A 23,540-nucleotide genomic window follows, 5' to 3' on the forward strand; every position below is an offset into this window, starting at 1 on the left:
CACCCTATGGAAAGACTATTCCTATTACATTTCCAAAAAAATTCCCAATAGCTCCTAAAATTCCCTTCGCACCTGTTGGAGATGTGCCCTTAATTGTAATTTGTGCATCGGATATCTGATATGAATAGATGGTATTGTTATTACTAATGTCCTCAGGCCTTATAAGGCCACTTATAATTATGCTTTGTTTTTCTTTGTTAACTTGAATGTTCTTTTGCCCTTCAATTCTTAAGAGACCGCTTGGTAAAACTTCAACAATTCTTGCTTCTATATCTCCAGTAATAGTTGCTGATCTTCCATTAGAACCCTGATCGGAATACTGACCGCTTCCAGAAGCAGACATATTTGTCTTTAGAGGGTTTTTTACAAAAGGAACTTGGGTAGCGCTATTTGAATTCGAATAACTTCCCTGTTTTTTGGTTGAAGTTGAAGTTGAAGAATTAAGATTTTCTGAAAGAAGAACCATTACCGTATCCCCTACTGAATGTGCCTTTACATCTGAATAAAGATTTACATACGATGGATCTGACTTAAATACATCAGACGCATACGATACATAGCCCATACAAATAAACAAAAATAAAGCTAACAAAATTTTTTTCATCTTAACCACCCGTTTGAACCTCGCTTGAGGATATTATTTTGCCTATAAAAACTTTGTTGTTCGTAATACATCTAACCTTTATATCATCGCCAATTGATCCAGAGCTAAGGGCTACAGCAGGCAAGGAAAAGGTTGCGTTGCCAACTTTGCCTACTACTATTACCCGCTGGCCTAATCTTATATCAATTCGCTTCGAAATCAAACCCAATCTTATTACCTGACCCATTGCAATGTTTGCGTTAAGAGTTGAACCGTTTATGTTATCATCTATTGCAAAATCTTTAGGTAGGGTTGAAAGTTCTCTTTCATCTTTCACGACATTATCGTTTACGTTTATTACACTACCAGCTTTTAGTGGAACTTTAGCAACATATACGTTTAACCATATTCTAACTAGATAATCTGCTTCAATAAATCTTTGCACGCCCTCTTGATTGTAAAATATTACAAATTTGTTAACTCCAGAATGAATGGCTCCCATACTCATTGCCTTTGTGTAGTCCAGATCTGGAAGAGCATAAATTGGTTCAATAGCAATTTTTGAAGGTTGAAACGTAAGAGAATCCTTTACAGCAGAAAGAACCAGAGAGTCAGGATTATTTGCTAAAGCTACGCACCATAAATTCAACGATATAAAGATTAGAGAAATTATTAAAAATCTTATCAAGAACTTAAACATAATTATTTAAATTATGGGAGTTGCTTGACATTGTTTGCGTCGCTCAACATCTGATCGCAAACTGTCATCCCTTTTGCGCAAGATTCATATGCTCTTTCTGCAGTTATAAGATTTACCATCTCCTCTACGACCTGAACATTGCTCATTTCCAACATTCCTTGCTCTACCCAACCAATGCCCTGAGTACCAGGTGTACCAAGAATAGCGTCGCCCGAAGCAGGTGTACTCTGATATAAGTTGGATCCAAGAGAAGTAAGTCCAGATGGATTAATAAACCTTGCAAGTTGAATTGTGCCTAAGTCTTGTACAGTTCCGTCCTGCATCTTAGCAGAAACAGATCCATCTTTGCCAACGCTTATTGAGACAGCATTCGTCGGAACTACAATTGAAGGCTGAAGTAGATAGCCTTCGGGGGTCACTATTTCGCCTGCAGAATCCAGTGAGAAATTACCCGCTCTTGTGTAAGCAGTAGAGCCATCAGGAAGCGTTACCTGAAAGAAGCCATCCCCTTGAATTGCAAGGTCCAATTGATTCCCAGTCTGTTGAAGTGGACCCTCTGTAAAAATCCTGACAGTAGCTACAGGCCTTGAACCCAAGCCTATTTCCAAACCTGTAGGAAGCATATTGCCCGATGCACTAGTTGCCCCAGCTGGTCTGACTTCCTGATACATTAAGTCTTCAAATTCAGCTCTTGCTGTTTTAAACCCTGTAGTATTAACGTTGGCTAGATTATTAGTAATAACGTCAACATTAGTAGTCTGGCTTATCATACCAGACGCTGCCGTCCAAAGAGCTCTTATTCAAACCTCCCATTTTAAGGGCCCCCGACAAGCGGTCCAGCCCAAAATATACTTTTAAATTCTAAATTGGCTTAACATTTGACCTGTTTCATTATCTTCGGTAACAATTGCCTTTTGTCCACTCTCATAGGCTCTTTCCAAGGCTATCATATCTACCATCTCTCTAACGGTATTTACATTAGAACTTTCAAGATATCCCTGGAGCACCTTGAAGTTGGAGGCATTAACAACCTGTCCGTTGTAGTTGTAAAGATTAGAACCCTGAGGCACTATTAAAGATGGATTGTCAAGAGATACTATCCCAAGAGTATCAGTTTGTTGGCCATCTACTTGAATAGAACCGTCAGAAGATATGACGACATTTTGGCCATCAATAGTAATAGGAGCATTTGCACTTGAAAGAACAGGATATCCATCTTGTGTAACCAACTCATCATTGTTATTTAGCGTAAAATTTCCATCCCTTGTGTATCTAATGCCATTAGGGGTTTGCACCTGAAAGAATGCGTTATTGTTAAGAGTAATAGCAACATCAAATTTACTAGAAGTGTGCTCAAGCCCTCCAGCAGACAGATCCACAGCCTGTGTAGAAATCTCAGAACCGTTGCCAAGATATCCCATAAACGGAGCCCTACCTCCATCACTTTGTAAAAAAACTCTATTTACAGGATAATTCTCACTTTCTGAAACGTTTTGGATTATGCGCTTAAATCCTGGGGTAGAAATGTTTGCAAGATTGTTTGTCACGCTGTCAAGTTTGTCAGAAAGTGTAATCATCCCTTTAGCCGCTGCCTCTATTCCTCTAACCAAAATCTCACCTCTTTTCTAAAACAAAATTACTTAATACAATACTATAAGATTAGATCGACAAAATCAACTAATTATTTTAGTCTTTCGCAGCCAATTTAAAAAACTTTACCATATGCTACAACTTTAAAAAAAGTTTTATCCCACTTATTTTTTAAACTTCATTAAAGATTAACATAATTAGCAAAAATATATAGTATAATAGTGCTTGCATTTTGATTAAATTTAAAGGAAGAGGTAAAAAACTGGAACAATTTGATTCTAATGCTATGAAGCGCAATATGCTAAAGCTTATCGAGCAAGACGGCGAGTGGTATCTTCATCTTCTGAACCTTTCACCAAACTGTGTAGAAGTAATAGATTTAGAAGGAAAACTTTTCTTCTGCAACGAATCACACAAAAACGTGTTTGGTTATGAAGCACACACCCTTATTGGCAAATATTGGTATGAACTGCTACCAGAAGAGGATAGGCCAAGAGCCAAAGAGATCTTTAAAGAAATTGTTGAAAAGAGCAAAAGACCTCATTCAATACCTATGAGGGGTTTAAGATCAGATGGAGAAATAATAAATCTTTGGGTAAGGTGGAATTATCTCAAGTTGGGGGACTCTTCGGTTTTTGGAATTTTTGCGGTAATTTCTGATATAAGCGAACTTCTTTCGAAAAAGGAACATATCATAAGCCATGAACAAAGTATGGAACTGGTATCATCAAAAACGCCCTGTGCGTTTTTTAGCTATAATTACAAATCAAAAAGATTTCACGCCTCTACCAAATGGAAAAAACTACACTCAATCGATAAAAGTGCTAAACTTGATACCCTTGAATCCCTTGAAAGGGTTATGGACAATTCTATATACAAAACCCTTATTGCTTTTATAAATTCCTTTAAAAGTGATGGGATAAAAGAAACGAGATACAACATTGAAACTCCTAATGGGAAAATAGAGTTGGTTAGCTTAGCTAAAGCAAAATCCACAAAAAAGTACGGTTTAACCTATCTATCTGGAGTTACTCTACAACTAGAAGATGAATCTTGTTTTGAAGAAGAGTACAAGAATTTATATTCAGATCTTATTGAGAAAAATGCTTCTATAATTTTTACTTTTAACCCTGACAATCTAAAAATACTTGACTTTAACAATTCATTTCTAAAGTTAACTGGCTTTAGTGATCAGGATTTAAAGGATAAAAGCCTTTTTGAGCTTTTCCCTGTAGAAAGTCAGAAATTAACTATTATTTCAAAGGAACTCTATTCCAAAGGTTCGGGCACTTACAGCGTCCATTTGAGATGCAAAAATTCTAGAATAAAAGACATTTCAATGAACTGCTCCTTCCACAGATCTGGAAAAAATGATTTTATCCTATGTATATTAGAAGATCAAACTGAGAAAAACATTTTTATGAGAAAGCTTCTTGAAAGGGAGAGAGAAAATATAAGGTTTAAAGAGAGTTTAGAATCTATAATAAATCTTGAATGCGAAAAAAAACTAAATTTGGAAAGAACTCAGCTAATTCGTACTGGTTATGAGGCGCTAAAGTTTTCTACAGATTTTATATGCGAAAACGTAGAGTCAAACCTAAAAAATATTTATCAGAAAATAAATAAAATTCAAAATACTTTGAGAGAAAAAAACCTTTTAGAAAGCGATCTGTCAAAGGTATTTAAAGAGTGTAGTGCTTATTTTGAGCTAATAAATTTAAACATATCCAAATTTAAGAGCTTAAAGTCAACAAAGCTTAAAGAGAATAATGATGTAATAGGTATTCTTAGTAGTTGTAGCGACATGTACAAGCCGATTTGGGAAAGCAATAATATAAATTTTGAGTTCTCTATAAACGACGAAGTCAAAACATACCCCAAGGATAAAGAAATCTTCAGAGACGTTGTGCTTTCGATATATTCTATAATTACTAAAAATATGCTTGAAGAGTCAAAACATAAGAAAGAGAGAAATTTCAAAATTAGGGTTCTATTAACAAGAAGTAATGATTTTGTCAATATAGAATTCTTTGACAACGCAATTTCTTTTGAAAAGATTATCCCAGAATCTCAAAACGATATCGGCAAAATCATTACAAATAACTTACAAGCCATCTCCTCTTTGACCACGACCTATCTTAATGGTATTTTGTTATATAGAAATAAACAAAATCAAAATATATTTCACCTAAAAATTCCAACTGTCGTATTATAATAATAATTAAAATTAATAAAAAACCCTAGGGGGCAAAATGTCGTTTATAACCAGGATCCCGATATTTAAAAAGAATCTTGAGCTTTTTGGTTACGAAATAAAAGGCTTTTACGAAGGTTCATTTATGTCTTGCCTTGAAGAATGTCTTAATACAATTGGCTTAAACGTATTAAGCAAAGAAAAATATTTGTTCTTAAACGTTCCACCTGAAATATTCGAATTCGATAACCTAAGAGACATGATCCCGCCCAAAAAGGCAATTTTTATAGTTAATCCCTCTCAAATATCAAATAAAGAAATATTTAAAAAGTTAAAAAATCAGGGAATAATGCTTTGCGCAAATGTTTCAGATCTCTCAAACCTTGAAGAAGTTAAAAACTTTGATTACGTAAAAATCTCTGTCTCAAGCTTTCAAGGCGATTGGACTAAAATACCTAGCATCTTTAATGGCGGAAAACTTCTCGTTGAAGTAAATGAAAAGCCTATATTTAATAAAGCTGTAACTTCCGGATATGAACTTTTTGAAGGCGACTTCTTTATTCAACCCGAAATAATAGCAAGGAAAGAATTATCTCCTCAAAAAGCAATTATTTTGAGTATTCTTCAAGATGTAAGACAAAAGGACTTTGATTTTTCAAAGATTGAAGAAAAGATAAAAAAAGATCCATATTTAACAATAAAACTCTTAAAGTTTATTAATTCTGCCTTTTTTAGTTTTAAAACTACAATAACTTCTATAAGACAAGCTCTTGTAATATTGGGTCAGCAGGAGTTTGTTAGATGGCTGACCTTAGTAATTCTTGGGAAGCTAAACGAAGGCAAACCTGAAGAGATAGTTTATAGAGCATCAGAAAGAGCAAGATTTATGGAATTGATATCCAACTATGTAGGGCTTTACGAGAGATCTCAGGAAGCCTTTCTGGTTGGCCTATTTTCTCTTGCGCCTGCAATGACAGATATATCTATGGAAGAGTTTATAAAAGAAGTGCCCGTTACGGATGACGTTAAGGCTTCACTTCTTGGAAACGGAATATTCACAGATTTATTTAATCTAAGGCTCTCAATAGAAAATGCTAATTGGATGGAGATGAAAAAGATTTCAGAAAAGTTAGGAATAAATCCTAACAAAATCGAAATAATAATTTATGAAAGCATAAAGTGGGCGCATGAATCTTTGTTATATATAGAGAAAACATGATCAAATTAACAAAATTTTCCCAAATAGTTCAACTTATTTGTTTTTAAAAATGTTATAATATATTTAATATCTAAAAAAATTTATCCCTAAAGGGGGGTTTTTGATGAAGTGGATTCGCGTTAACATGTCAGACCTTTCTGTAAAGGTCGAGGATGTACCAAAGAAATACGAACAAATGGGAGGCAGATGGCTAACATCCTCCATAATAGCGGATGAAGTGCCAGCTACGTGCCACCCTCTAGGTCCTTTGAACAAGGTGGTAATTGCGCCTGGTATCCTGAGTGGTACCACAGCTCCGTCCTCAGGAAGAATTTCTGTTGGCACAAAATCTCCTTTAACAGGTGGCATAAAAGAAGCAAATGCAGGAGCAAAATTTGGCCAGTATCTCAAAAGAATGGGTTACAGCGCTATTATCGTCGAAGGACAACCGAAGAATAAAGAATCTAGGTATTTATTGAACATCAGCAAGGAAAAAGTAGAGCTAATTGGTGCAGATGAGTACAAGTTTATGGGGCTTTACGAACTTAACGAAAAATTAGCAGCAAAATATGGCAAAGATGTGGGAATAGCATGTGTAGGCCCAGCAGCAGAACACCTTTTAGCTGGAACTGGTGTGGCCTTCAACGATGTTGAAAACAGACCGGCCAGATATGCGGGAAGAGGCGGAGTAGGAGCCGCATTTGCATCAAAGGGCTTGAAGGCAATTGTAGTAGAAGCCGTAACTGGACAGGCTACAATCTTAAATAACGAACTATTTGAAACCGGTAGGAAAAAACTTCTTGCAGCTCTTCAAGAGCACGCAGTAACCAAACCAAAGGGCGCACTAAATACTTATGGTACCGCTGTACTAGTAAACATATTAAACGAGGCAGGAGCACTTCCTACTAGAAATTTCTCTAGTGGAACGTTTGAAGGCGCAAAAAAGATATCTGGCGAAGCTATGGCAGAAGCAGCAGCCAAAAATCCACAAGCTGGCATGATGGGTCACAGGTGCCATCCTGGCTGTGTAATAGGTTGCAGTGTGGTATATCCAGACGCACAAGGAAAGTCTCATACTTCAGTTGAATATGAAACTTTATGGGCAATTGGTGCAAACTGCGGAATAGATGACCTTGATGCCATAGCACAGATGAACACTATGTGTAACGACATTGGGCTTGACACAATAGAATTCGGTGATGCTGTTGCAGTAGCAATGGAAGGGGGTCTGCTTCCCTTTGGAGACGCAAAAGGAGCAATAGCTTTACTTGAAGAAGTAAGGAAAGGAAACCCACTTGGAAAGATCATAGGTTCTGGATGCAGCACAGTAGGAAAGGTCTTCGGCGTCAGAAGAGTGCCCGCTGTAAAAAATCAGGGCATGCCAGCTTATGAACCAAGAGTTATCAAGGGTATAGGCGTAACATATATCACCACACCAATGGGTGCAGATCATACAGCAGGATATTCAATTGCCCCAGAAATACTCGGGGTTGGTGGAAAGTTTGACCCTCATACAAACGAAGGCAAGGTGAAATTGTCAAAAGACTTCCAGGCAACCACTTGCTTTATTGACTCGACTGGTTGCTGCGTGTTTACAGCCTTTGCCATACTTGATATCCCAAGCGGCTTTGAGGGAATGGTAGAAGCATGCAACGCAGTCACTGGAGCCAACTGGACTACTAGCGATGCCTATGAAATAGGTTTAAATATCTTAAAAACCGAGCATCAGTTTAACCTAGCTGCAGGTTTTACTGCCAACGACGATAGGCCACCTGAATTTATGAAACTTGAGCCTGTTCCTCCACACAATATGGTTTGGGATATGGCTGATTCTGAATTAGATTCTATCTGGAAGTAATGCCAAAGATAACAGTTGCTCTTTATGCAGGTCTTAAAGCTCGCGCTCATGCTCCAGAGGGCGCGAGCGAGTTTGATTTGGAAGTACCAGATGGGTCAAAAATAAACGATATAATAAAATTTCTCGATCTGCCAGAAGACGAAGTCGCAAATATATTTGTAGACAGATCTCTAAAAGATAGAGAATATATAGTCAAAGAGGGTCAAAGAATAGCGTTTTTCCCCTTGATAGCAGGTGGATAAAGAGGCAAATACACTGAGAAGGTACTTCCTTCCTTGTATTTGCTCTTTACTTTTATATCTCCACCGTGTAGTTGGATTATCTCCTTAGAAAGAGAAAGCCCCAAGCCAAAGCCGGAGCTTTGTCTGGAGGAGTCTACCCTATAAAACTTTTCAAATAATCTAGGTAGAGCTTCTTCTTTTATTCCTATTCCAGTATCAATTATGTCTATTACCGCAAAATTCCCTTCTTCTCTTGACAGTATCTTTACCTCTCCGTTTTCCTTATTGTATTTTATTGCATTATCGACCAATGCCCAAAGAGCTCTCCTGAGATAGTCCTCATCGGCATTAACGTACAGATCACAAGTCGAAAAGGTAACAGTTATAGTTTGCGAGAGAGCTTGTGCCTCTTTTGCAATCTCTTCGATAAGCTCTTTTGTGTTAACCTTTACAAAGTTTATTCTCGGCTTCGATTCTACTCTTGCCAGAAATAACAAATCATTTACCAATCTCTCCATCCTTTGCGTAGCTACTGCAATAGTCTGAATAGACTCTTCGAGTATCTTCTTGTCATCTTTCCCCCATCTTTTTAGAAGGTCGTTATAACTTTTTATTACAGAAAGAGGAGTTCTTAAATCATGGGAAGCTGCAGCAACAAATTCCTGCTGGCTTTTAAAACCCTTTTCCAGCCTTTCAAGCATCTCGTTGAAAGCTTGAGCCAGCAAATATAGCTCATCTTTTGGACCCGATAGAGGAATTCTCTCATCCAATTTACCAGTATTTATCTCCTTAACCTTTTTGGTAAGTATGGCAAGAGGTCTAAGAGTATTTGTTACGCTTATGTATCCGCTTGTCATTGCAAACAAAGTAGCCCCCATCATGAGAAAGATCAGCAAACCTGACAGAACCGCAAGAAAGTGTTTTTCTCTCTTTAAGGGATGCGCTACTTCAACAAATATACCATTTCCAATATCCTTGCCCGAAATCAAAACCTCCTGGCCGTTAATGAGAATAGACTTTACAGGACCATTGTAAAATGGGAGTTTGATGTTCCCTAAATTTGGAGATTTACTGACAAGTTTATTATCTTTATATATCTGTATCCAGAGCTCCAAACTACCAGCCTGATCTACTAATTCAGGATCGTTTAGATTAGGATTTTCCTCGCTTTGAAGAGAGTTTTGAATATTTGAAATTGCTACCTTTATCTTTGAATTTGCCTCTTTTGTAAGAGCAAAGTTCATTCCAAATATTACTACAAAACCACACAAAACTAACGTTGTAAGAAGTATAGCGCAATAATATAGTGTAAGCCTTATACCTATTGAGCTTTCAATGTAATTCTTAAGCTTTTTCATTCGAATCTATTTTTAGGGCATAACCAACTCCTCTTACAGTATGTAAAATCTTGTTTTCAAACGGATCGTCAATCTTTGCTCTAAGGTATCTAATATACACGTCAACTACATTTTCGCTGCCATAGTAGTCATAACCCCACACGTGATTTAAGATAGTATCCCTATTTAAGACCTTGCCCACATTTTCAGCAAGATATTTTAGCAAGTCAAACTCCTTTTTTGAAAGGTTTACTGACTTGTCTGCCCTTTTTACCTCTCTTGTCTGCGGCGATATTACTAGATCGCCAACTACTATCTGTTCCAAGTCCTTTGTGCCTTTTCTTAGTCTTGCCCTTATTCTAGCTATCAATTCTTCAATCACAAATGGCTTGGTCACATAGTCGTCTGCTCCTAGATCAAGCCCTTTTACTTTATCTTTTACTGCATCTCTTGCCGTAAGAATTATTATCGCAACGTCTTTTTGCGCCTTCATTCTCTTACAAACTTCGAACCCATCGATGCCTGGAATCATCAAATCCAGCAAAACTAAGTCAAAATCCTTCTCAGAAAACAGACCTATTGCCTCATAACCATTATCAGCAGTGTCTACTAGATACCCTTCGTGTTCAAGCTCTAACTGCAAATATCTTGCAAGATTATATTCGTCTTCAACCACAAGGATTCTATACTCTTTTTCCATAAACACCACCAATTTATAAGTATTTAATTAATTTTAATACAGCATAGATTAGAAACAAATTAAACTTAGGACTAAAACTAAAAATTTAACTCTTCACTTAAAAAAATATTTAAACATTATCTTCTTATATTAGCATTAAACAAAAATTAAAAAACTTTAATTTTATTATAAAACTTTTAAAAGTTCAAAGGTATATTCTGATATAAAAGTTAATCCATCATTAGATATGTGGGAGGAAAGATGAAAAAAGGCAGATCTTTTATTAACATTATACTTCTAATATTGTTCTTTCTTGGAACCAGCATGAGCATATTCATAATAGCAGGGAGTAAGAAATTTTAAGCATAGTATATTAACTAAAATTTGACAAAAAAAAAAAAATAATATATATAATTACTACTTAAGCATTTTAGCTAATTATATTTAAACAATTAGGGGGTATTATGTAATGCTCAAAAACATGTCTTTGCAGGCTAAGCTAATTTTAGTTTCTACGCTTTCATTCGTGGTTATCGGCCTTTTAGTTATTGGTGTAGTATCTTTTCAGATGGTAAATTATAATCAAACTTTGATGAGAGAGCTTACAGTTAAAAATGACACGACAATAGACAAAGTTGTAGGCGGAATTGAAAATTCTGTAAAAAGCTTAACAAAAGACATTGCAAACACTCAAAGAATCAAGACAGATATACAGTCAAACAACATGAATGCCCTGTCAAATCTTGTAAATTCATTTTTAGATCTAAAAGAAAACCCAGATTTCTTTTGCGTAGTTACCGATCAAACTGGAAAAATTATATATACCACTCTTGGACAAAATCTTGTTGGAACCGATGTAAGCACTCAACCCCCTGCAAAAGCAGCTCTGTCAGGTAAGTCAGGCGTAGGCTTTGAAACCACAAAACTGGTAAAGTTAGCAATAAGGGCATATAGCCCTATTTACGACGATAGCGGCAAGCTTATTGGAACTGTACATGTAGGGAAAAAGATTTCTGACTCTAATCTATTCGTAGACCAGCTAAAAAAAGATACCGGTTCAGATGTAACCTGGTATCTTGGAGATGAAAGGGTAGCCACTACTTTAGAAGATGTAAAGGTAGGTTCAAAACAAGAAAATCAAAAGATAATAGAAGAAGTCTTGAAAAATGGCGAAAGTCCTATTGTAAAAACTGAACATGGCGGCAAGAGCTACCTTACACGCTTTGGGCCCATTAAGGATTCAAGCGGTAATATAATAGGTATGAATTCTACTTCAATAAGCACTGCAGAATACGATAATTATTTTAGAAATATATTTCTGTCGTTAATTGGCACAATAATTTTAGTATGTATCGTCTTGATAGGCATTTTCTTAGCTTTCATAAAGAGATCTATAGCAAAGCCTATTAGCTCTCTTACCAAGGGCATAGAGGATCTTTCTACAGGGGATTTTACCTTGAAGCTTCCTGAAATGAACAAGGATGAACTTGGAAGAATAAGAGAAGCTGTAGAAAAGCTAAGAGGTTATCTTGTTGACATACTTTCAAGAATAAACAAGATACAAAGCGAAATACACTCCTCTAGCAAAGATATGTTGGAAGTGTCAAAAGCCTCTAAGCTTGCAGCAGGAGAAAGCAAAAAAGCAAGCGAGAATATGGCAGATGCAGCCACAAACCTATCTCAGAGCGCTCAAGAGATATCAAATCAGGTTCAACAACTTCTTAGTGCAATAGACTCTATTGCATCAGGCTCCGAGTCACTTGCAAAGAGTGCATCTAATCTATCAGAAAGGACTGCTGCAATAGCCGATAAATCTGTTCAGATTGCCACAGATGCAAAAGCAGTAGATGAACTAACCAACAACGTAAATAAGGACGCAAGAGAAGGCGCAAAGATAATCCAGGAGACACAAAACACCATGAACGCTATAGTGGTTTCTGTAGAGAACCTCTCAAGCGTGATGAACAGCCTCAAAGAGAGGTCTCTTGAAATAGGAAAGATTGTTGACGTGATATCAGGAATAGCAGAGCAGACTAATCTACTTGCCTTAAACGCTGCAATTGAGGCAGCAAGGGCAGGAGATGCGGGAAGAGGCTTTGCAGTGGTAGCAGACGAGGTTAGGAAATTAGCTGAAGAATCACAAAAGGCAGCAGTTGAAATTGGAAACATGATAAATCAGACCATAAAAGAGACAGAAAACGCTGCAAACTCTATGAACGAGACAAAAGAAGGAGTTTTGAAAGGATCTTCAATGAGCGATAGGACAAGCGAAGCGTTTAAAAACATTTTAAGCGCAATAGAAAAACTATCTGAAAAGATAGACACAACAACTCAAAACATTACTACTATTACCAAAGAAGTTCAAGAAATTGAATCAGAGGTATCAAACCTTGCAGCACTTTCAGAAGAAAACAGCGCATCAAGTGAAGAGATGGCAGCATCTGCCAAAGAAATTTCTACAAATGTAGAGGGAATTGCAGCTACCAGCGAAGAGATGGCAGCATCCAGCGAAGAGGTGGCAGCATCTGCTCAGGAGAGCGAAACAATGGCAGAACAAATAGACAAAGAAGCCAACAAATTAGCTGAAAGAGCAGATGAATTAAAGAACGAATTAGACAAGTATAAGTTTTATAATTAAATATTAACTAACAACACGGGGCAAGACTTTATTTTGCCCCGTGGTTTTTTTTATTTTGGTACAAATTCCTTACAAGCCTTTCTTGATGGAAGAAAAATCCTGTCCTTTTTAGTGCAAAGACCAGCATCTGCTCTGGTACTTCCATATGCAGAGCTAAGCACAGTAAATCCCGGGAAGGTTCTTTCAAATTTCGCAGGATCGTTCATAAAAAAGGCACATCCTGCACAATTATTTGAAACTTTCATTATTGCAAAACACTCCAAAAGCCATAAAATACCTGTGTGGACATAAGCCATCCAAGAAATACGTTTACTATAACTCCTATTGTAAATGCAGCAGTAGCTGCCCAGCCGACAGATTTCAATTCCTTAAATCTGGTTGTCAAACCAATACTTGCAAAACAGAATATAAAGGTCCACGTCCTGAGGGAAGAAATAGGAACAATTAAGTTTGGTTGAACGTTCTTTGAAAATTCTGCTGCCGAATAACCTGAAGTAATTATAGTCATTATAATGGATGCCACAAAGAATCCTATAACGAACTTAGGGAAGCGCCACCATATCTCCATCGGAGAAGGAGCAACCCCACACTCTTCCTTTTCCCACTTTAAACAAGCTATAAGAGCAAAAATAAATGACCAAATTCCTATCCAGATATCTCTACCTATAACCTTCATGAGAGTAAAGGCATGTAGTGCTGCATTTTCATTACCTACCATGTGCCCATAGGAAACAGCAGCTGCAAAGCCAGCTGCATCAGCAAACTCTGAAGTTCCAATCCATGCACCTGCTACACCAGCAGGCAAGCCCAGAGCCTTTGATGCGAATGGAAGGACAATAATCATTATCAATGCAGCTATAACAACCAGAGTAACCGTAGAGTAAAGGTGTTCCTTTTTAGCACCAACAGCGCTGGCACCCGCCATAGCAGCAGAAACGCCGCATATAGCGCCTCCCATTCCTAATATTGAGGCAAATCTCTTGTCTAATTTAAAGTATCTAGTCCCAACAAAGAATATAGTTAAACAGGTAATTACAGAAATAATTGTTGCCTGAGTAATAGCAACAGGACCAGCAGAAACAATAAGAATAATAGGGAATGTAGCGCCAAGTAGAACTATACCAGTCTTGATATAGTATTCTACTCTGAAACCTTCATCCAACCAGCGAGGAATAGGAAAAACATTAGCAAGAATAAGACCTAAAACAAGAGCAACCAGAGGGGGCTCAAGGTTAAAATATTGTGCATATTTCCAACCGCCAATAGCGAAAATTATAATAGAAAAGATATAAAGAAGAGTAAATGACGGTATAAATTTAGAAGGCTTTACCCCCATAATTGCTGTAGAAACAGTAAAAAATACCAACCAAAATACATACTGCATAATGTATTGAGGGGCATTTGCTCCAAGATGAGCAAAAACCTGACCTACATTGTCCCACTTTAGACCCCCCGGATTGATAGAAATAGCCTTTACAAAGGAACTACCCGACGCAAAAGCAAAATAGGCAGCTAGAACAATAAAAAGACCAAGCCAGATAGCCCACCAGTCTTCTTTTAGATATAGATCTGTCCATCTTGACTTTGGCGGAGCGCTTTTCACTACTTCGTCCTTTTCATTTGACATTTTGTTTCCTCCCTCCTCTTAAAAGCGATTAATTTTTGCAGCGTTAAAGTTAAAAAAACCAATTTCAATAAAATCTGCATAAATCTAAAGAGCATATAACAAGATTAGAATCAATAATCCACCACCTCCTGAATTAAAAACATAAACCAAATAAATGTTTTTAATAAAAATATTGTATATTTATGTAATTAGCCTGTCAAATATATTTATATTAATATTTTTATATAGCCAATTTCATTTTGGACTTATACAATAATATTTGACCATACATAAATAAAATTGATATACTCATAAAAAATTGATATGTTAAAAATAAGATCTAAAATATAAACTTAAGCTATAACAAACAATTTTAAGGGGTGACAACTTTGCAAGAAAATATTTCAGCTAACTCTTTAGCTAAAAAGTTCTACGATCTGTTCAATAGATATGCTGAGGATCTCTATCCTGGTAGATATACCCATGAAAAGTGTAAAGACCTTGCAAATATTTATTTTGAAATAAAAGATCTAAAACAAAAAAAGGATTCTTTGATACTTTCTCACAACTATCTTTACCCAGAATTTCATGAAATCTCTGATAATATAGGGGACTCTTTGGGCTTGAGCCTATTTGTCAAAGAAAAAAAGTGTAAGAGAGTTGATTTTCAGGGCGTCTTTTTTATGGGATCAACCAGTAAAATTATAGTTGGAAATGAAAAGAGACTTTTTGTTCCAGATAAGCCAGAAAACCTTGGCTGTTCGCTTGTAGATTCAATAGATACGACCTACATAAAAAACTGGAAAGAAAAATATGACGGCGTTGTAATAAGCTACGTCAATAGCGACATATACACAAAGTCATTAAGCGATTATATTTGCACATCTCGAAATGCAGACAAGGTAATAATAAATGCCATTAAAAAATTTAAGGGCAAGAAGGTATTAATACTTCCAGACAAAAATCTGGGCAAAGTAATGAAGGCAAGGGCAATAGATTCCTTAAAGGAAGAAGGGACTGACGTAGATCCAAATATCATAGAAGTGTACGAGCAAGAAAAAGCATACTGCCACGTACACGAAAAAATAAGCTTGGACTATATCTTGTCTTTGATAGACAAGTATAAAGAAAGCGATCTGTTAATTCACCCTGAGTGTAGTTGCAGTTTCAAGCTTTACGAGATGACAAAAAAAGACAAAGAACTCAAAAAGAAGCTTTTTATTGTATCTACTGAACAGATGGTTTCTTCTGCCAAAAGTTCTTCAGCAAAAAGCTTTATAGTTGGAACCGAAAAGGGTATGGTATATAGACTTAGAAAGGAAGTTCCAGAAAAGGAATTCTTGCCAATAGATTTTGCACAGTGTGAGTATATGAAAGAAAACACCCTTGAAAAACTCCTTGAATCCTTAAAAAGCGATAGATATGAGATATTTATTTCTGACACAGAAGAGGTAGAATTCAGAGAAGACGGCATTTACCTGCCTCGAAAAGTCGCCGAGAAGGCAAGAGTTGCAATAGAAAGAATGTTAGAGATCAAATGAACACTATTGAATGCGAAATTCTTATAATTGGAGCAGGAATTGCAGGTCTTACTTGCGCAATAAAACTTGCAGATAGAGGGAAAAACGTAGTAGTAATAAATCGTTCAGAAGATCCCGAAGAGTCCAACACAAAATACGCTCAAGGAGGAATAGTCTGGTGGGGTGAAGATGACTCAGCTGAACTAATAGAAACAGACATTGAAGAGGCTGGGGACGAGATAGGAAGGGAAAGCGCTATAAAAATCATTGCAGAAGACGGGCCGGTATTAGTTAAATCTTTCTTAATTGATAGGCTCGGTATAAATTTTGACAAGGATCCGTTTGGGAACCTTCATAAAACCCTTGAAGGAGGACACTCTAAAAATAGAATTATTCATGTAGCAGATCAAACAGGACTCGCCATTCAAAAAGCTCTACTAAAAGAGGCAAAAAATCATCCAAATATAAAGATACTTTCGTCTACTACTGCTATAGATCTTATTAGTACAACCCATCATTCTAAAAACAGGGATGCAATATATCAGGCAACAAAAATTCTTGGCGCATATGTCCTCGAAAGAAATTCAAATAAGATACAAAAGATCCTCTCTTCTTATACAGTTATTGCTAGCGGCGGAGTTGGGGCTGTTTACGAGTACACCACCAATCCTGAAGGCGCAAGAGGTGACGGTATTGCTATGGCAAAAAGAGCAGGAGCTCATGTAATAAACATGGAATATATTCAGTTTCATCCAACTGCCTTTAAGAAGGACAACTGTAAATCTTTTCTCATATCAGAATCTGTTAGAGGAGAAGGGGCAATACTTTTAAACGATAAATTAGAAAGATTTGTAGAATCTGAACTTTTGCCTAGAGATGAACTAACAAGGCTGATATATAAAGAAATGAAAAAGAGTTCAAGCAAAAACGTTTGGCTTTCATGTGAACCAATTATAAAAAAAGGCATAAAGCTCGAAGAAAGATTCCCCAAAATATTTTCAGATTGTCTTGAATGTGGCATTGATATAAGAAAAGACCTCATACCAGTAGCTCCTGCAGCACATTATCTTTGCGGAGGCATAAGGGTTGACGAATGGGGCAAAACTAATCTTGCAAGGCTTTATGCAATTGGTGAGGCATCCTGCACAGGCCTTCACGGAGCAAACAGGCTTGCTTCTACTTCGCTTCTAGAAGGGCTTGTGTGGGGAGTAAGATCTGCCGAAAATATTATTGGAAACTTTTCAAAGGAAGACATAAAAAGTTTCCAAATATCCGATTGGGACGAAAGATTTGTATTAAAAGAGCCCGATAAAAATTTGATTAAAGATTACCTTTTAAGGATTAAGACTATAATGTGGGAAAGGGTAGGCATTGTACGCTCCGAAAAAGAACTTTTAAGGGCGATAAGAGAGTTAACAGAGCTTTCTATAGACATAATTGAAATGTATAGAACGTCAAAGCTTTCAGATGAGTTAATTGGTCTTAGAAATGCTATTGAGATAGCTATAGAAATTGCTTCTTGTGCAAGAAGAAATAGAGTAAGTAAAGGAGCTCACTATAGGGAGGATTATTAATGAATTTCAAAGATATATTAAAAGAAAGAATCCACCATGACTTAGGCTTTGATTTTTACAGAAAAGAAGGCTATCCCTACTCAAAATTTAAAATCATTTTCAAAGAGAGCGCAACAATTGCAGGAACAATATTTGTCCCAACAATTGTAAAGATCGTTGAAGAAGAATTCTTTCTTGAAGAGTTTGAGGAATCAAAAAAGTACAAATTTGAGATCTTAAAAAGAGACGGAGAACAAGTATCTTCGAAAGAGACAATTATGTATGTATATGCAAATGCAAACGTCTTACTGAAAGCAGAGAGGACAATTTGTAATATTCTATCTGAATTGTCAGGAATTGCTACTCATGTGAAAGAAATTTTGTCAAAAATAAATACCAGTGTTTTTCTTTTGGACACAAGAAAAAATGATCCCTTATTCAGACCTGAACACAAATATGCTATAAGGCTTGCAGGCGGTAAAAATCACAGATCAGGATTCTTTGACGGTATATTAATAAAGGACAACGACATAGCAATTTTTGGTTCAATAAAATCTGCCATTGACAACTCATTAAAGAATTCAAAGTTTTTAACAAAAATTGAAATAGAAGTCGGCAATATTCAAGACTTAGAAACTGTTCTTTCAGATGGAAGGGTTGACGCAATATTATTGGACAATATGTCAGTAAAGGACCTAAAAAGGGCAGTGGAAATTATATCGCAATCAAAAAAACATTACCTTGTAGAGGCATCTGGGGTAAGGGAAGAAGACGTAAAAGAAGTATCTAAAACTGGAGTAGAATTTATCTCTATGTCATCACTTATAAGAAGGGCAAGATATATTGACGTTTCAATGAAAGTTGATGAGTAATTTTAAAATTTTTAAAGTGCTAAAATATAAGTAAGTTCTTATATATTTTTTTGAGGAGGTGTTTTATGCCAAAAGTTTTAATCTTAACAGGCGATTGCGCAGAAGATTATGAGGTAAAAGTACCCCAACAAGCCTTGATGCTTTTGGGCTATGACGTAGAAATTAGTGCCCCAAACAAAAGGGCTGGGGATATGCTTCAACTTGTCGTACACGACTTTACTAACCTTGACACCTATATCGAATTAACGGGACACAGAATTCCGGTAGATATAGCCACAAAGGATGTAAATGTAGAAGACTATATAGGATTGGTAATACCTGGGGGAAGGGCTCCTGAATACATCAGAAGATACAATGAAGTAGTAGAAGTTACAAAAAAGTTTTTCGCCTTAAATAAACCTGTTGCAGCTATTTGTCACGGCTCTCAGCTATTGGCGGCATGCGGTGTCCTTTCTGGTAGAAAGGTTACAAGCTATCCAGCCTGTGCTACTGAATGTATGATTGCAGGGGCAAATTGGGTTGACCAGGACGTAGTAGTAGACAATAATCTTATTACTGCTCAAGCCTGGCCAAATCATCCTCTCTGGCTCAGAGAATTTGTAAAACTTCTTGGAGCAAAGATAGAAATATAAACTCTATTACTTCTTTAGAGGGCGCAAATTACTTCTTGCGTCCTCTAAACCAGAGCTTCAGACTAAAAAGGCAAGTAATGGCAATCCATGCCATTTGAAAAGTTGAAGTAGCTCAGGTGGTGCAAAATAAAGATCTAAGCCATTCCATATTTTCCTATCTCCAAAGATTATTAGTTTAATTAAATTTTAACATATAGTAATTTAAAAATTATTAAATATTCTTTATAGTTTTATATAGTTCCTCGTGACCCTTGGCCTGATCGTTCAAAGTCTTTTTAGCATCGCTTACAAGGTTTAATACAGATGGTAAATTTATTCTATAAAACATCTTCTGCCCATCTTTTCTTGAATCTATAATGCCTTGTTTTTTTAAGATCCTCAGGTGCTGAGATAAGTTTGATTGCTCAACACCTATCTCGTTTAAAAGCTCACATACACACCTTTCCTTTTCGCTTAACATCATCAATATTTGAATCCTTAATGGGTGTGCAAGAGTTTTAAAAATTTCAGAAATCAATTGGTATACCAAAACTTTTTTCATAAAATCCTCCTACATTTATTTAGTATTTTTATAAAATAATAAAGTTCTCAATATTTATATTATTATATTATAAATTTTCAGAAACTAAAATAGATATTTCAAATGTTTACATAGCAATTCAAATCTGCTAAACTTTCATTCGAATATACTTTCTCATGGAGGTGATTTGCATGGATGATATACCCGATTTATGCCTCATAAGATTTTCTTACGACAAGCGCTTTTGCAAATCACCAAAAAGTGAGGAGGTATATCGTGTCTTTTACAAGCGCTATAACAGAGTTTTACCTTAGCCAGGAACTAAACAAACCAATTATTGACTATGAAAACAAAAAGGTTGCCCACCTGAGAGACATTGCTGTTTGTTGGGATAAGAAAGTTCCAATTGGCAGAGGTATCAAGTTTTTAAAGGACTCTAACAAGCTAATAAATATAAACCACATAAAGGAATGGACGAAGGATGCAATAGTTCTCGCTACAAGCCTTGAAAAGGCAGCTGACATCGTAGCAAGAGATGAAGACATATATATAGTAAAGTGGTTTCTTGACAAACAACTTATAGACCTCAAAGGCAAAAAGTTAGTCAGAGTAAACGACATAAAAATATCCTTTTATTCCAAAGACTTAGAAAAAAAATTAATACTTCTTGCTATAGATGTGGGTTTTTCTGGCATTCTTAGAAGACTTGGCATTAAATTTTTAGAAAGCAAAATTCAACCTCAGTTAATAAGTTGGAATTATCTTGCCCCAATAAAAAAGAGAACTTCAAACTTACAACTGGCAACCGAATTTGAGGGTTTAAAAGACCTTCATCCAGCTGATATTGCTGATATTATAGAAGAGCTCAGCCAACCAGACAGAGAGAAGATAATAGAGAGCCTTGATATAGAAAGCGCTGCAGAGGTATTGGCAGAAGCAGATATTGAAACTCAAGTAAACGTAATTGACTCTCTTGATGCAGAAAGAGCTGCTGATATACTAGAAGAAATGCCATCTGATGACGCTGCTGATATCTTAAGCGAGTTAGATGAAGAGAAGTCTCAAGAAATATTAGAACATATGGATCCAGAAGAAGCAAATGAAGTAATAGAATTAATGAACTATGAAGACGAAGACGTAGGATCGTTGATGACAAAAGATTATATAACTCTTACCGGAGATGAAACTTCAGAAGAAGCTCTGAATAAAATCAAAAAAATGGCTGAAGAAGTAGAAACTATTTACGTTTCATATGTAGTTGACAGTGAAGAGAAATTAATAGGAGTAGTATCTTTAAGGGAGTTGTTAATTGCCAAACCTGATGAAAAAATAAAAGATATCATGCAAAAAAATGTTATAAGTCTAAATCATTTTGACCATCACGACAAAGCACTTGAAATGTTTGCCAAATATAATCTCTTTACAATGCCTGTAATAGATAACGAAAACAGGCTTCTTGGAATAATTACAGTTGACGACGTTTTAAGACTTCTTATGCCAGACAGAAGTGATACCGACACCTTCTCAAGATTTGATTCATTGAAGAAATTCTTAAGAGAAGGTGGTGAATAGTATAGCTATGGAGAACAAGTTGTCATTATTTAGAAGAATACTTCTATTTCTAACCATAATGGGCCCAGGAATAATTACTGCAAACGTGGACAACGATGCAGGCGGAATTACTACCTACTCTGTAACAGGCGCAACAACGGGCTATAAGCTTCTATGGGTATTGATCCCAATGACCATTGCGCTCATAGTTGTACAAGAAATGGCTGCAAGAATGGGAGCAGTAACGAGAAAAGGCCTAGCCGATTTGATTAGAGAAAATTTTGGCGTAAAAATGACTTTTCTAATACTCTTAGGAATACTTGTAGCTGACTTTGGAAATACCATATCTGAATTCGCAGGCATTGCCGCAAGTATGGAAATCTTTAACATAACAAAATATATCTCAGTTCCTATCTGCGCATTATTTGTCTGGTGGACAGTTTTAAAGGGTTCATATAAGTTTGTAGAAAGAATATTTTTATTTGCATGTCTTGTTTATCTTTGCTATATACCATCTGCCTTTATGGCTAACCCTCCGTGGGGAGAAGTTGCAAAGAATATAGTTATACCCCATATAGAGTTTAGTCCTTCTTTTTTATCTGTACTTATTGGTTTTATAGGTACCACCATTACCCCATGGATGCAATTTTATATCCAGTCTTCTACGGTAGAAAAGGGATTAACAGAAAAAGAATATAAGTATTTAAGACTAGACGTAATAACTGGAAATATAATGACAAACGTAATAGCGCTTTTCATTGTGGTTAGCTGCGCGGCAACTCTTTTTGTTCATAACGTCAATATTTCAGACGCTAAAGATGCAGCACTTGCACTTAAACCCTTTGCGGGAAATCTTGCATCCACTTTATTTGCAATAGGGCTATTTAATGCTTCTATCTTTTCAGCCTGTATACTTCCTCTTGCAACAGCATATTATGTATGTGAGGCATTGGGATTTAATGCAGGACTTGACTTTACATGGAAAGAGGCACCAGTTTTTTATTCACTAACAACTTTTTTAATCATGGTGGGCGCAATTGCAATATTGATGCCCAACGCACCCCTAGTGCCCATAATGTTTTGGTCACAGGTTATAAACGGCGTAATATTGCCATTTGTATTGCTATATATGCTAAAGATCATTAATAACAAAGATATAATGGGCGAATATACAAATTCAAAAACATTTAACATAATAGCATGGCTCACTACTATCATCCTAATAATCTTAACTTTACTTATGGTAATTACTTCTATCTTTCCAAACTTACTTCCATCTTAAATTTATTGCCCAGAGAGCGTGCAAGTTTCTCTGGGTATTTTATATTTTTTTAAACTTTAATTAGCTCTAAACTTCCTATTAGTTCAAGATCCTTTTCTATTTCCTCGCCTGGTCTAGTAAGATATCCACCTATCATCAAGGCGTTAGCAGCTGAGTTTAACGCTAATTTTTGGTATTTTCCAAGAACGCTCTCTCTTCCTGCACAAAGTCTGATAGTGGCATAAGGAAGAACAATTCTAAATATAGCAAGGGTTTTTAAGATTTCTGATCTATCAAGAAGTTCAAGCCCTTCAAGAGGAGTCCCCTTAATGGGAATTAATATATTAAAAGGAACTGATTTTATCCCAAGATTTTTAAGAGTAATAGCAAATTCTATTCTTTGTTCAAAGGTCTCGCCCAGTCCTACTATACCTCCAACACAAGGAATTAAGCCCGCTCTTTTTACAGCCTCGATTGTATCAATTCTTTCATCGTAAGAATGAGTACTGCAGATGTTGCCAAAAAAGCTTCTTGAAGTCTCAAGGTTGTGATGATAGGTAGAAACTCCCACTTCCTTTAATCTATTCAGATCTCTTTCTCCAATTATCCCCAAAGAAGCACACAGATCAATATCTACTTCTCTTTTAAGCCTTTCAAAAATAGGCAGTAGATCATCCATATCAGCTTTAGAAGGTCCTTTACCGCTTGAGACAAGAGAAAACCTTTTTGAGCCGTATCTCTTCATCAATTTTGCCTTAGCAATTACTTCTTCCACACTAACCTTTTTAAACTCTACGCCAGTATTAAAGTAGGAAGATTGAGCACAAAAAGAACAATTTTCACTACAACTTCCTGTCTTATAGCTTATTATCGAACACAATTCAAAAGAGGAAACATATTTTTCCTTTATCCTTTTTGCAATCATAAGCAGACGATCTGTGTCAAGATTCAAAAGGCCATATATTGCAGACTCGTTTAATTTACTTTCTGGGTCAAAGTTTTCTAAGTCAATCATTATAACCTCCAG

The 23,540-nt window shown here is 36.2% G+C and carries 21 protein-coding genes; 11 read left to right on the plus strand and 10 right to left on the minus strand.

Features of this window, described 5'->3' with window-relative positions:
• Nucleotides 1–4: 4 nt before the first annotated feature.
• The 4 genes from THENA_RS08675 to THENA_RS08690 are packed head-to-tail and all read right to left on the minus strand — an operon-like array spanning nucleotide 5 to nucleotide 2,893.
• Nucleotides 5–604 (minus strand): flagellar basal body L-ring protein FlgH, encoded by a 600-nt coding sequence (locus tag THENA_RS08675; protein ID WP_052296081.1) that lies wholly within the window; start codon nucleotides 602–604, stop codon nucleotides 5–7.
• Between the two features lies 1 nt (nucleotide 605).
• Nucleotides 606–1,283: a flagellar basal body P-ring formation chaperone FlgA gene (flgA, locus tag THENA_RS08680; RefSeq protein WP_013757027.1), complete on the minus strand. Its 678-nt coding sequence runs from the start codon at nucleotides 1,281–1,283 to the stop codon at nucleotides 606–608.
• Between the two features lie 11 nt (nucleotides 1,284–1,294).
• The gene (flgG, locus tag THENA_RS08685; RefSeq protein ID WP_013757028.1) at nucleotides 1,295–2,083 is read right to left on the minus strand and encodes a flagellar basal-body rod protein FlgG; all 789 of its coding nucleotides are present in this window, start codon (nucleotides 2,081–2,083) and stop codon (nucleotides 1,295–1,297) included.
• Between the two features lie 54 nt (nucleotides 2,084–2,137).
• Nucleotides 2,138–2,893, minus strand: coding sequence for a flagellar hook-basal body protein (locus THENA_RS08690; protein ID WP_013757029.1), 756 nt, complete (start codon nucleotides 2,891–2,893; stop codon nucleotides 2,138–2,140).
• A 212-nt stretch (nucleotides 2,894–3,105) separates the two neighbouring features.
• On the opposite strand from THENA_RS08690, the gene THENA_RS08695 reads away from it, so the two are divergent.
• The 4 genes from THENA_RS08695 to THENA_RS08710 all read left to right on the plus strand — a co-directional run bounded on the left by THENA_RS08695 (nucleotide 3,106) and on the right by THENA_RS08710 (nucleotide 8,365).
• A complete protein-coding gene (locus THENA_RS08695; protein WP_013757030.1) occupies nucleotides 3,106–5,088 on the plus strand; it encodes a PAS domain-containing protein in 1,983 nt (660 codons plus the stop codon).
• Between the two features lie 37 nt (nucleotides 5,089–5,125).
• Nucleotides 5,126–6,286, plus strand: a complete 1,161-nt coding sequence (locus THENA_RS08700) for an EAL and HDOD domain-containing protein (protein ID WP_013757031.1) — start codon at nucleotides 5,126–5,128, stop codon at nucleotides 6,284–6,286.
• A gap of 103 nt (nucleotides 6,287–6,389) precedes the next feature.
• The gene (locus THENA_RS08705) at nucleotides 6,390–8,123 is read left to right on the plus strand and encodes an aldehyde ferredoxin oxidoreductase family protein (RefSeq protein ID WP_013757032.1); all 1,734 of its coding nucleotides are present in this window, start codon (nucleotides 6,390–6,392) and stop codon (nucleotides 8,121–8,123) included.
• Nucleotides 8,123–8,365 carry a MoaD/ThiS family protein gene (locus THENA_RS08710; RefSeq protein ID WP_013757033.1) on the plus strand — a complete coding sequence of 81 codons (243 nt, stop codon included), beginning with the start codon at nucleotides 8,123–8,125 and terminating at the stop codon, nucleotides 8,363–8,365. Before THENA_RS08705 ends, THENA_RS08710 begins: the two co-directional genes overlap by 1 nt.
• On the opposite strand, the gene THENA_RS08715 is transcribed toward THENA_RS08710, so the two are convergent.
• A complete protein-coding gene (locus THENA_RS08715; protein ID WP_013757034.1) occupies nucleotides 8,326–9,702 on the minus strand; it encodes a HAMP domain-containing sensor histidine kinase in 1,377 nt (458 codons plus the stop codon). The genes THENA_RS08710 and THENA_RS08715 overlap by 40 nt on opposite strands.
• Nucleotides 9,689–10,381 carry a response regulator transcription factor gene (locus THENA_RS08720; RefSeq protein WP_013757035.1) on the minus strand — a complete coding sequence of 231 codons (693 nt, stop codon included), beginning with the start codon at nucleotides 10,379–10,381 and terminating at the stop codon, nucleotides 9,689–9,691. The genes THENA_RS08715 and THENA_RS08720 overlap by 14 nt, the downstream gene beginning before the upstream one ends.
• Before the next feature lie 448 nt (nucleotides 10,382–10,829).
• Here THENA_RS08720 and THENA_RS08725 point away from each other — a divergent pair, with 448 nt between their 5' ends.
• Nucleotides 10,830–12,998, plus strand: a complete 2,169-nt coding sequence (locus THENA_RS08725; RefSeq protein WP_013757036.1) for a methyl-accepting chemotaxis protein — start codon at nucleotides 10,830–10,832, stop codon at nucleotides 12,996–12,998.
• Nucleotides 12,999–13,048: 50 nt separating this feature from the next.
• On the opposite strand, the gene THENA_RS08730 is transcribed toward THENA_RS08725, so the two are convergent.
• Both THENA_RS08730 and THENA_RS08735 read right to left on the minus strand, forming a co-directional pair.
• Nucleotides 13,049–13,243, minus strand: a complete 195-nt coding sequence (locus THENA_RS08730; RefSeq protein ID WP_013757037.1) for a hypothetical protein — start codon at nucleotides 13,241–13,243, stop codon at nucleotides 13,049–13,051.
• A complete protein-coding gene (locus tag THENA_RS08735) occupies nucleotides 13,243–14,625 on the minus strand; it encodes a YeiH family protein (RefSeq protein WP_013757038.1) in 1,383 nt (460 codons plus the stop codon). Before THENA_RS08735 ends, THENA_RS08730 begins: the two co-directional genes overlap by 1 nt.
• A 368-nt stretch (nucleotides 14,626–14,993) precedes the next feature.
• Here THENA_RS08735 and THENA_RS08740 point away from each other — a divergent pair, with 368 nt between their 5' ends.
• The 4 genes from THENA_RS08740 (at nucleotide 14,994) to THENA_RS08755 (ending at nucleotide 19,181) form a co-directional block, all read left to right on the plus strand.
• Nucleotides 14,994–16,145, plus strand: a complete 1,152-nt coding sequence (locus THENA_RS08740) for a quinolinate synthase (protein WP_013757039.1) — start codon at nucleotides 14,994–14,996, stop codon at nucleotides 16,143–16,145.
• Nucleotides 16,142–17,698 carry an L-aspartate oxidase gene (gene nadB, locus THENA_RS08745; protein ID WP_013757040.1) on the plus strand — a complete coding sequence of 519 codons (1,557 nt, stop codon included), beginning with the start codon at nucleotides 16,142–16,144 and terminating at the stop codon, nucleotides 17,696–17,698. Before THENA_RS08740 ends, nadB begins: the two co-directional genes overlap by 4 nt.
• Entirely contained in the window at nucleotides 17,698–18,549 is an 852-nt protein-coding gene (nadC, locus tag THENA_RS08750) for a carboxylating nicotinate-nucleotide diphosphorylase (protein ID WP_013757041.1), read from the plus strand. Before nadB ends, nadC begins: the two co-directional genes overlap by 1 nt.
• 65 nt (nucleotides 18,550–18,614) lie before the next feature.
• Entirely contained in the window at nucleotides 18,615–19,181 is a 567-nt protein-coding gene (locus tag THENA_RS08755; protein ID WP_013757042.1) for a DJ-1/PfpI family protein, read from the plus strand.
• Nucleotides 19,182–19,392: 211 nt separating this feature from the next.
• Here the strand turns inward: THENA_RS08755 and THENA_RS08760 are convergent, their stop codons facing one another.
• On the minus strand, nucleotides 19,393–19,722 hold the full coding sequence (locus THENA_RS08760) for an ArsR/SmtB family transcription factor (RefSeq protein WP_013757043.1): 330 nt from the start codon (nucleotides 19,720–19,722) through the stop codon (nucleotides 19,393–19,395).
• Between the two features lie 255 nt (nucleotides 19,723–19,977).
• Between THENA_RS08760 and THENA_RS08765 the strand changes: the two genes are divergently transcribed.
• Nucleotides 19,978–21,273 carry a magnesium transporter gene (locus tag THENA_RS08765; protein ID WP_013757044.1) on the plus strand — a complete coding sequence of 432 codons (1,296 nt, stop codon included), beginning with the start codon at nucleotides 19,978–19,980 and terminating at the stop codon, nucleotides 21,271–21,273.
• A 7-nt stretch (nucleotides 21,274–21,280) separates the two neighbouring features.
• Nucleotides 21,281–22,534 carry an Nramp family divalent metal transporter gene (locus THENA_RS08770; protein ID WP_041438719.1) on the plus strand — a complete coding sequence of 418 codons (1,254 nt, stop codon included), beginning with the start codon at nucleotides 21,281–21,283 and terminating at the stop codon, nucleotides 22,532–22,534.
• A 49-nt stretch (nucleotides 22,535–22,583) separates the two neighbouring features.
• Here the strand turns inward: THENA_RS08770 and bioB are convergent, their stop codons facing one another.
• Nucleotides 22,584–23,528, minus strand: a complete 945-nt coding sequence (gene bioB, locus THENA_RS08775) for a biotin synthase BioB (RefSeq protein WP_013757046.1) — start codon at nucleotides 23,526–23,528, stop codon at nucleotides 22,584–22,586.
• Nucleotides 23,529–23,540: the final 12 nt, after the last annotated feature.

The organism is Thermodesulfobium narugense DSM 14796 (genome assembly GCF_000212395.1).
GTDB lineage: Bacteria > Thermodesulfobiota > Thermodesulfobiia > Thermodesulfobiales > Thermodesulfobiaceae > Thermodesulfobium > Thermodesulfobium narugense.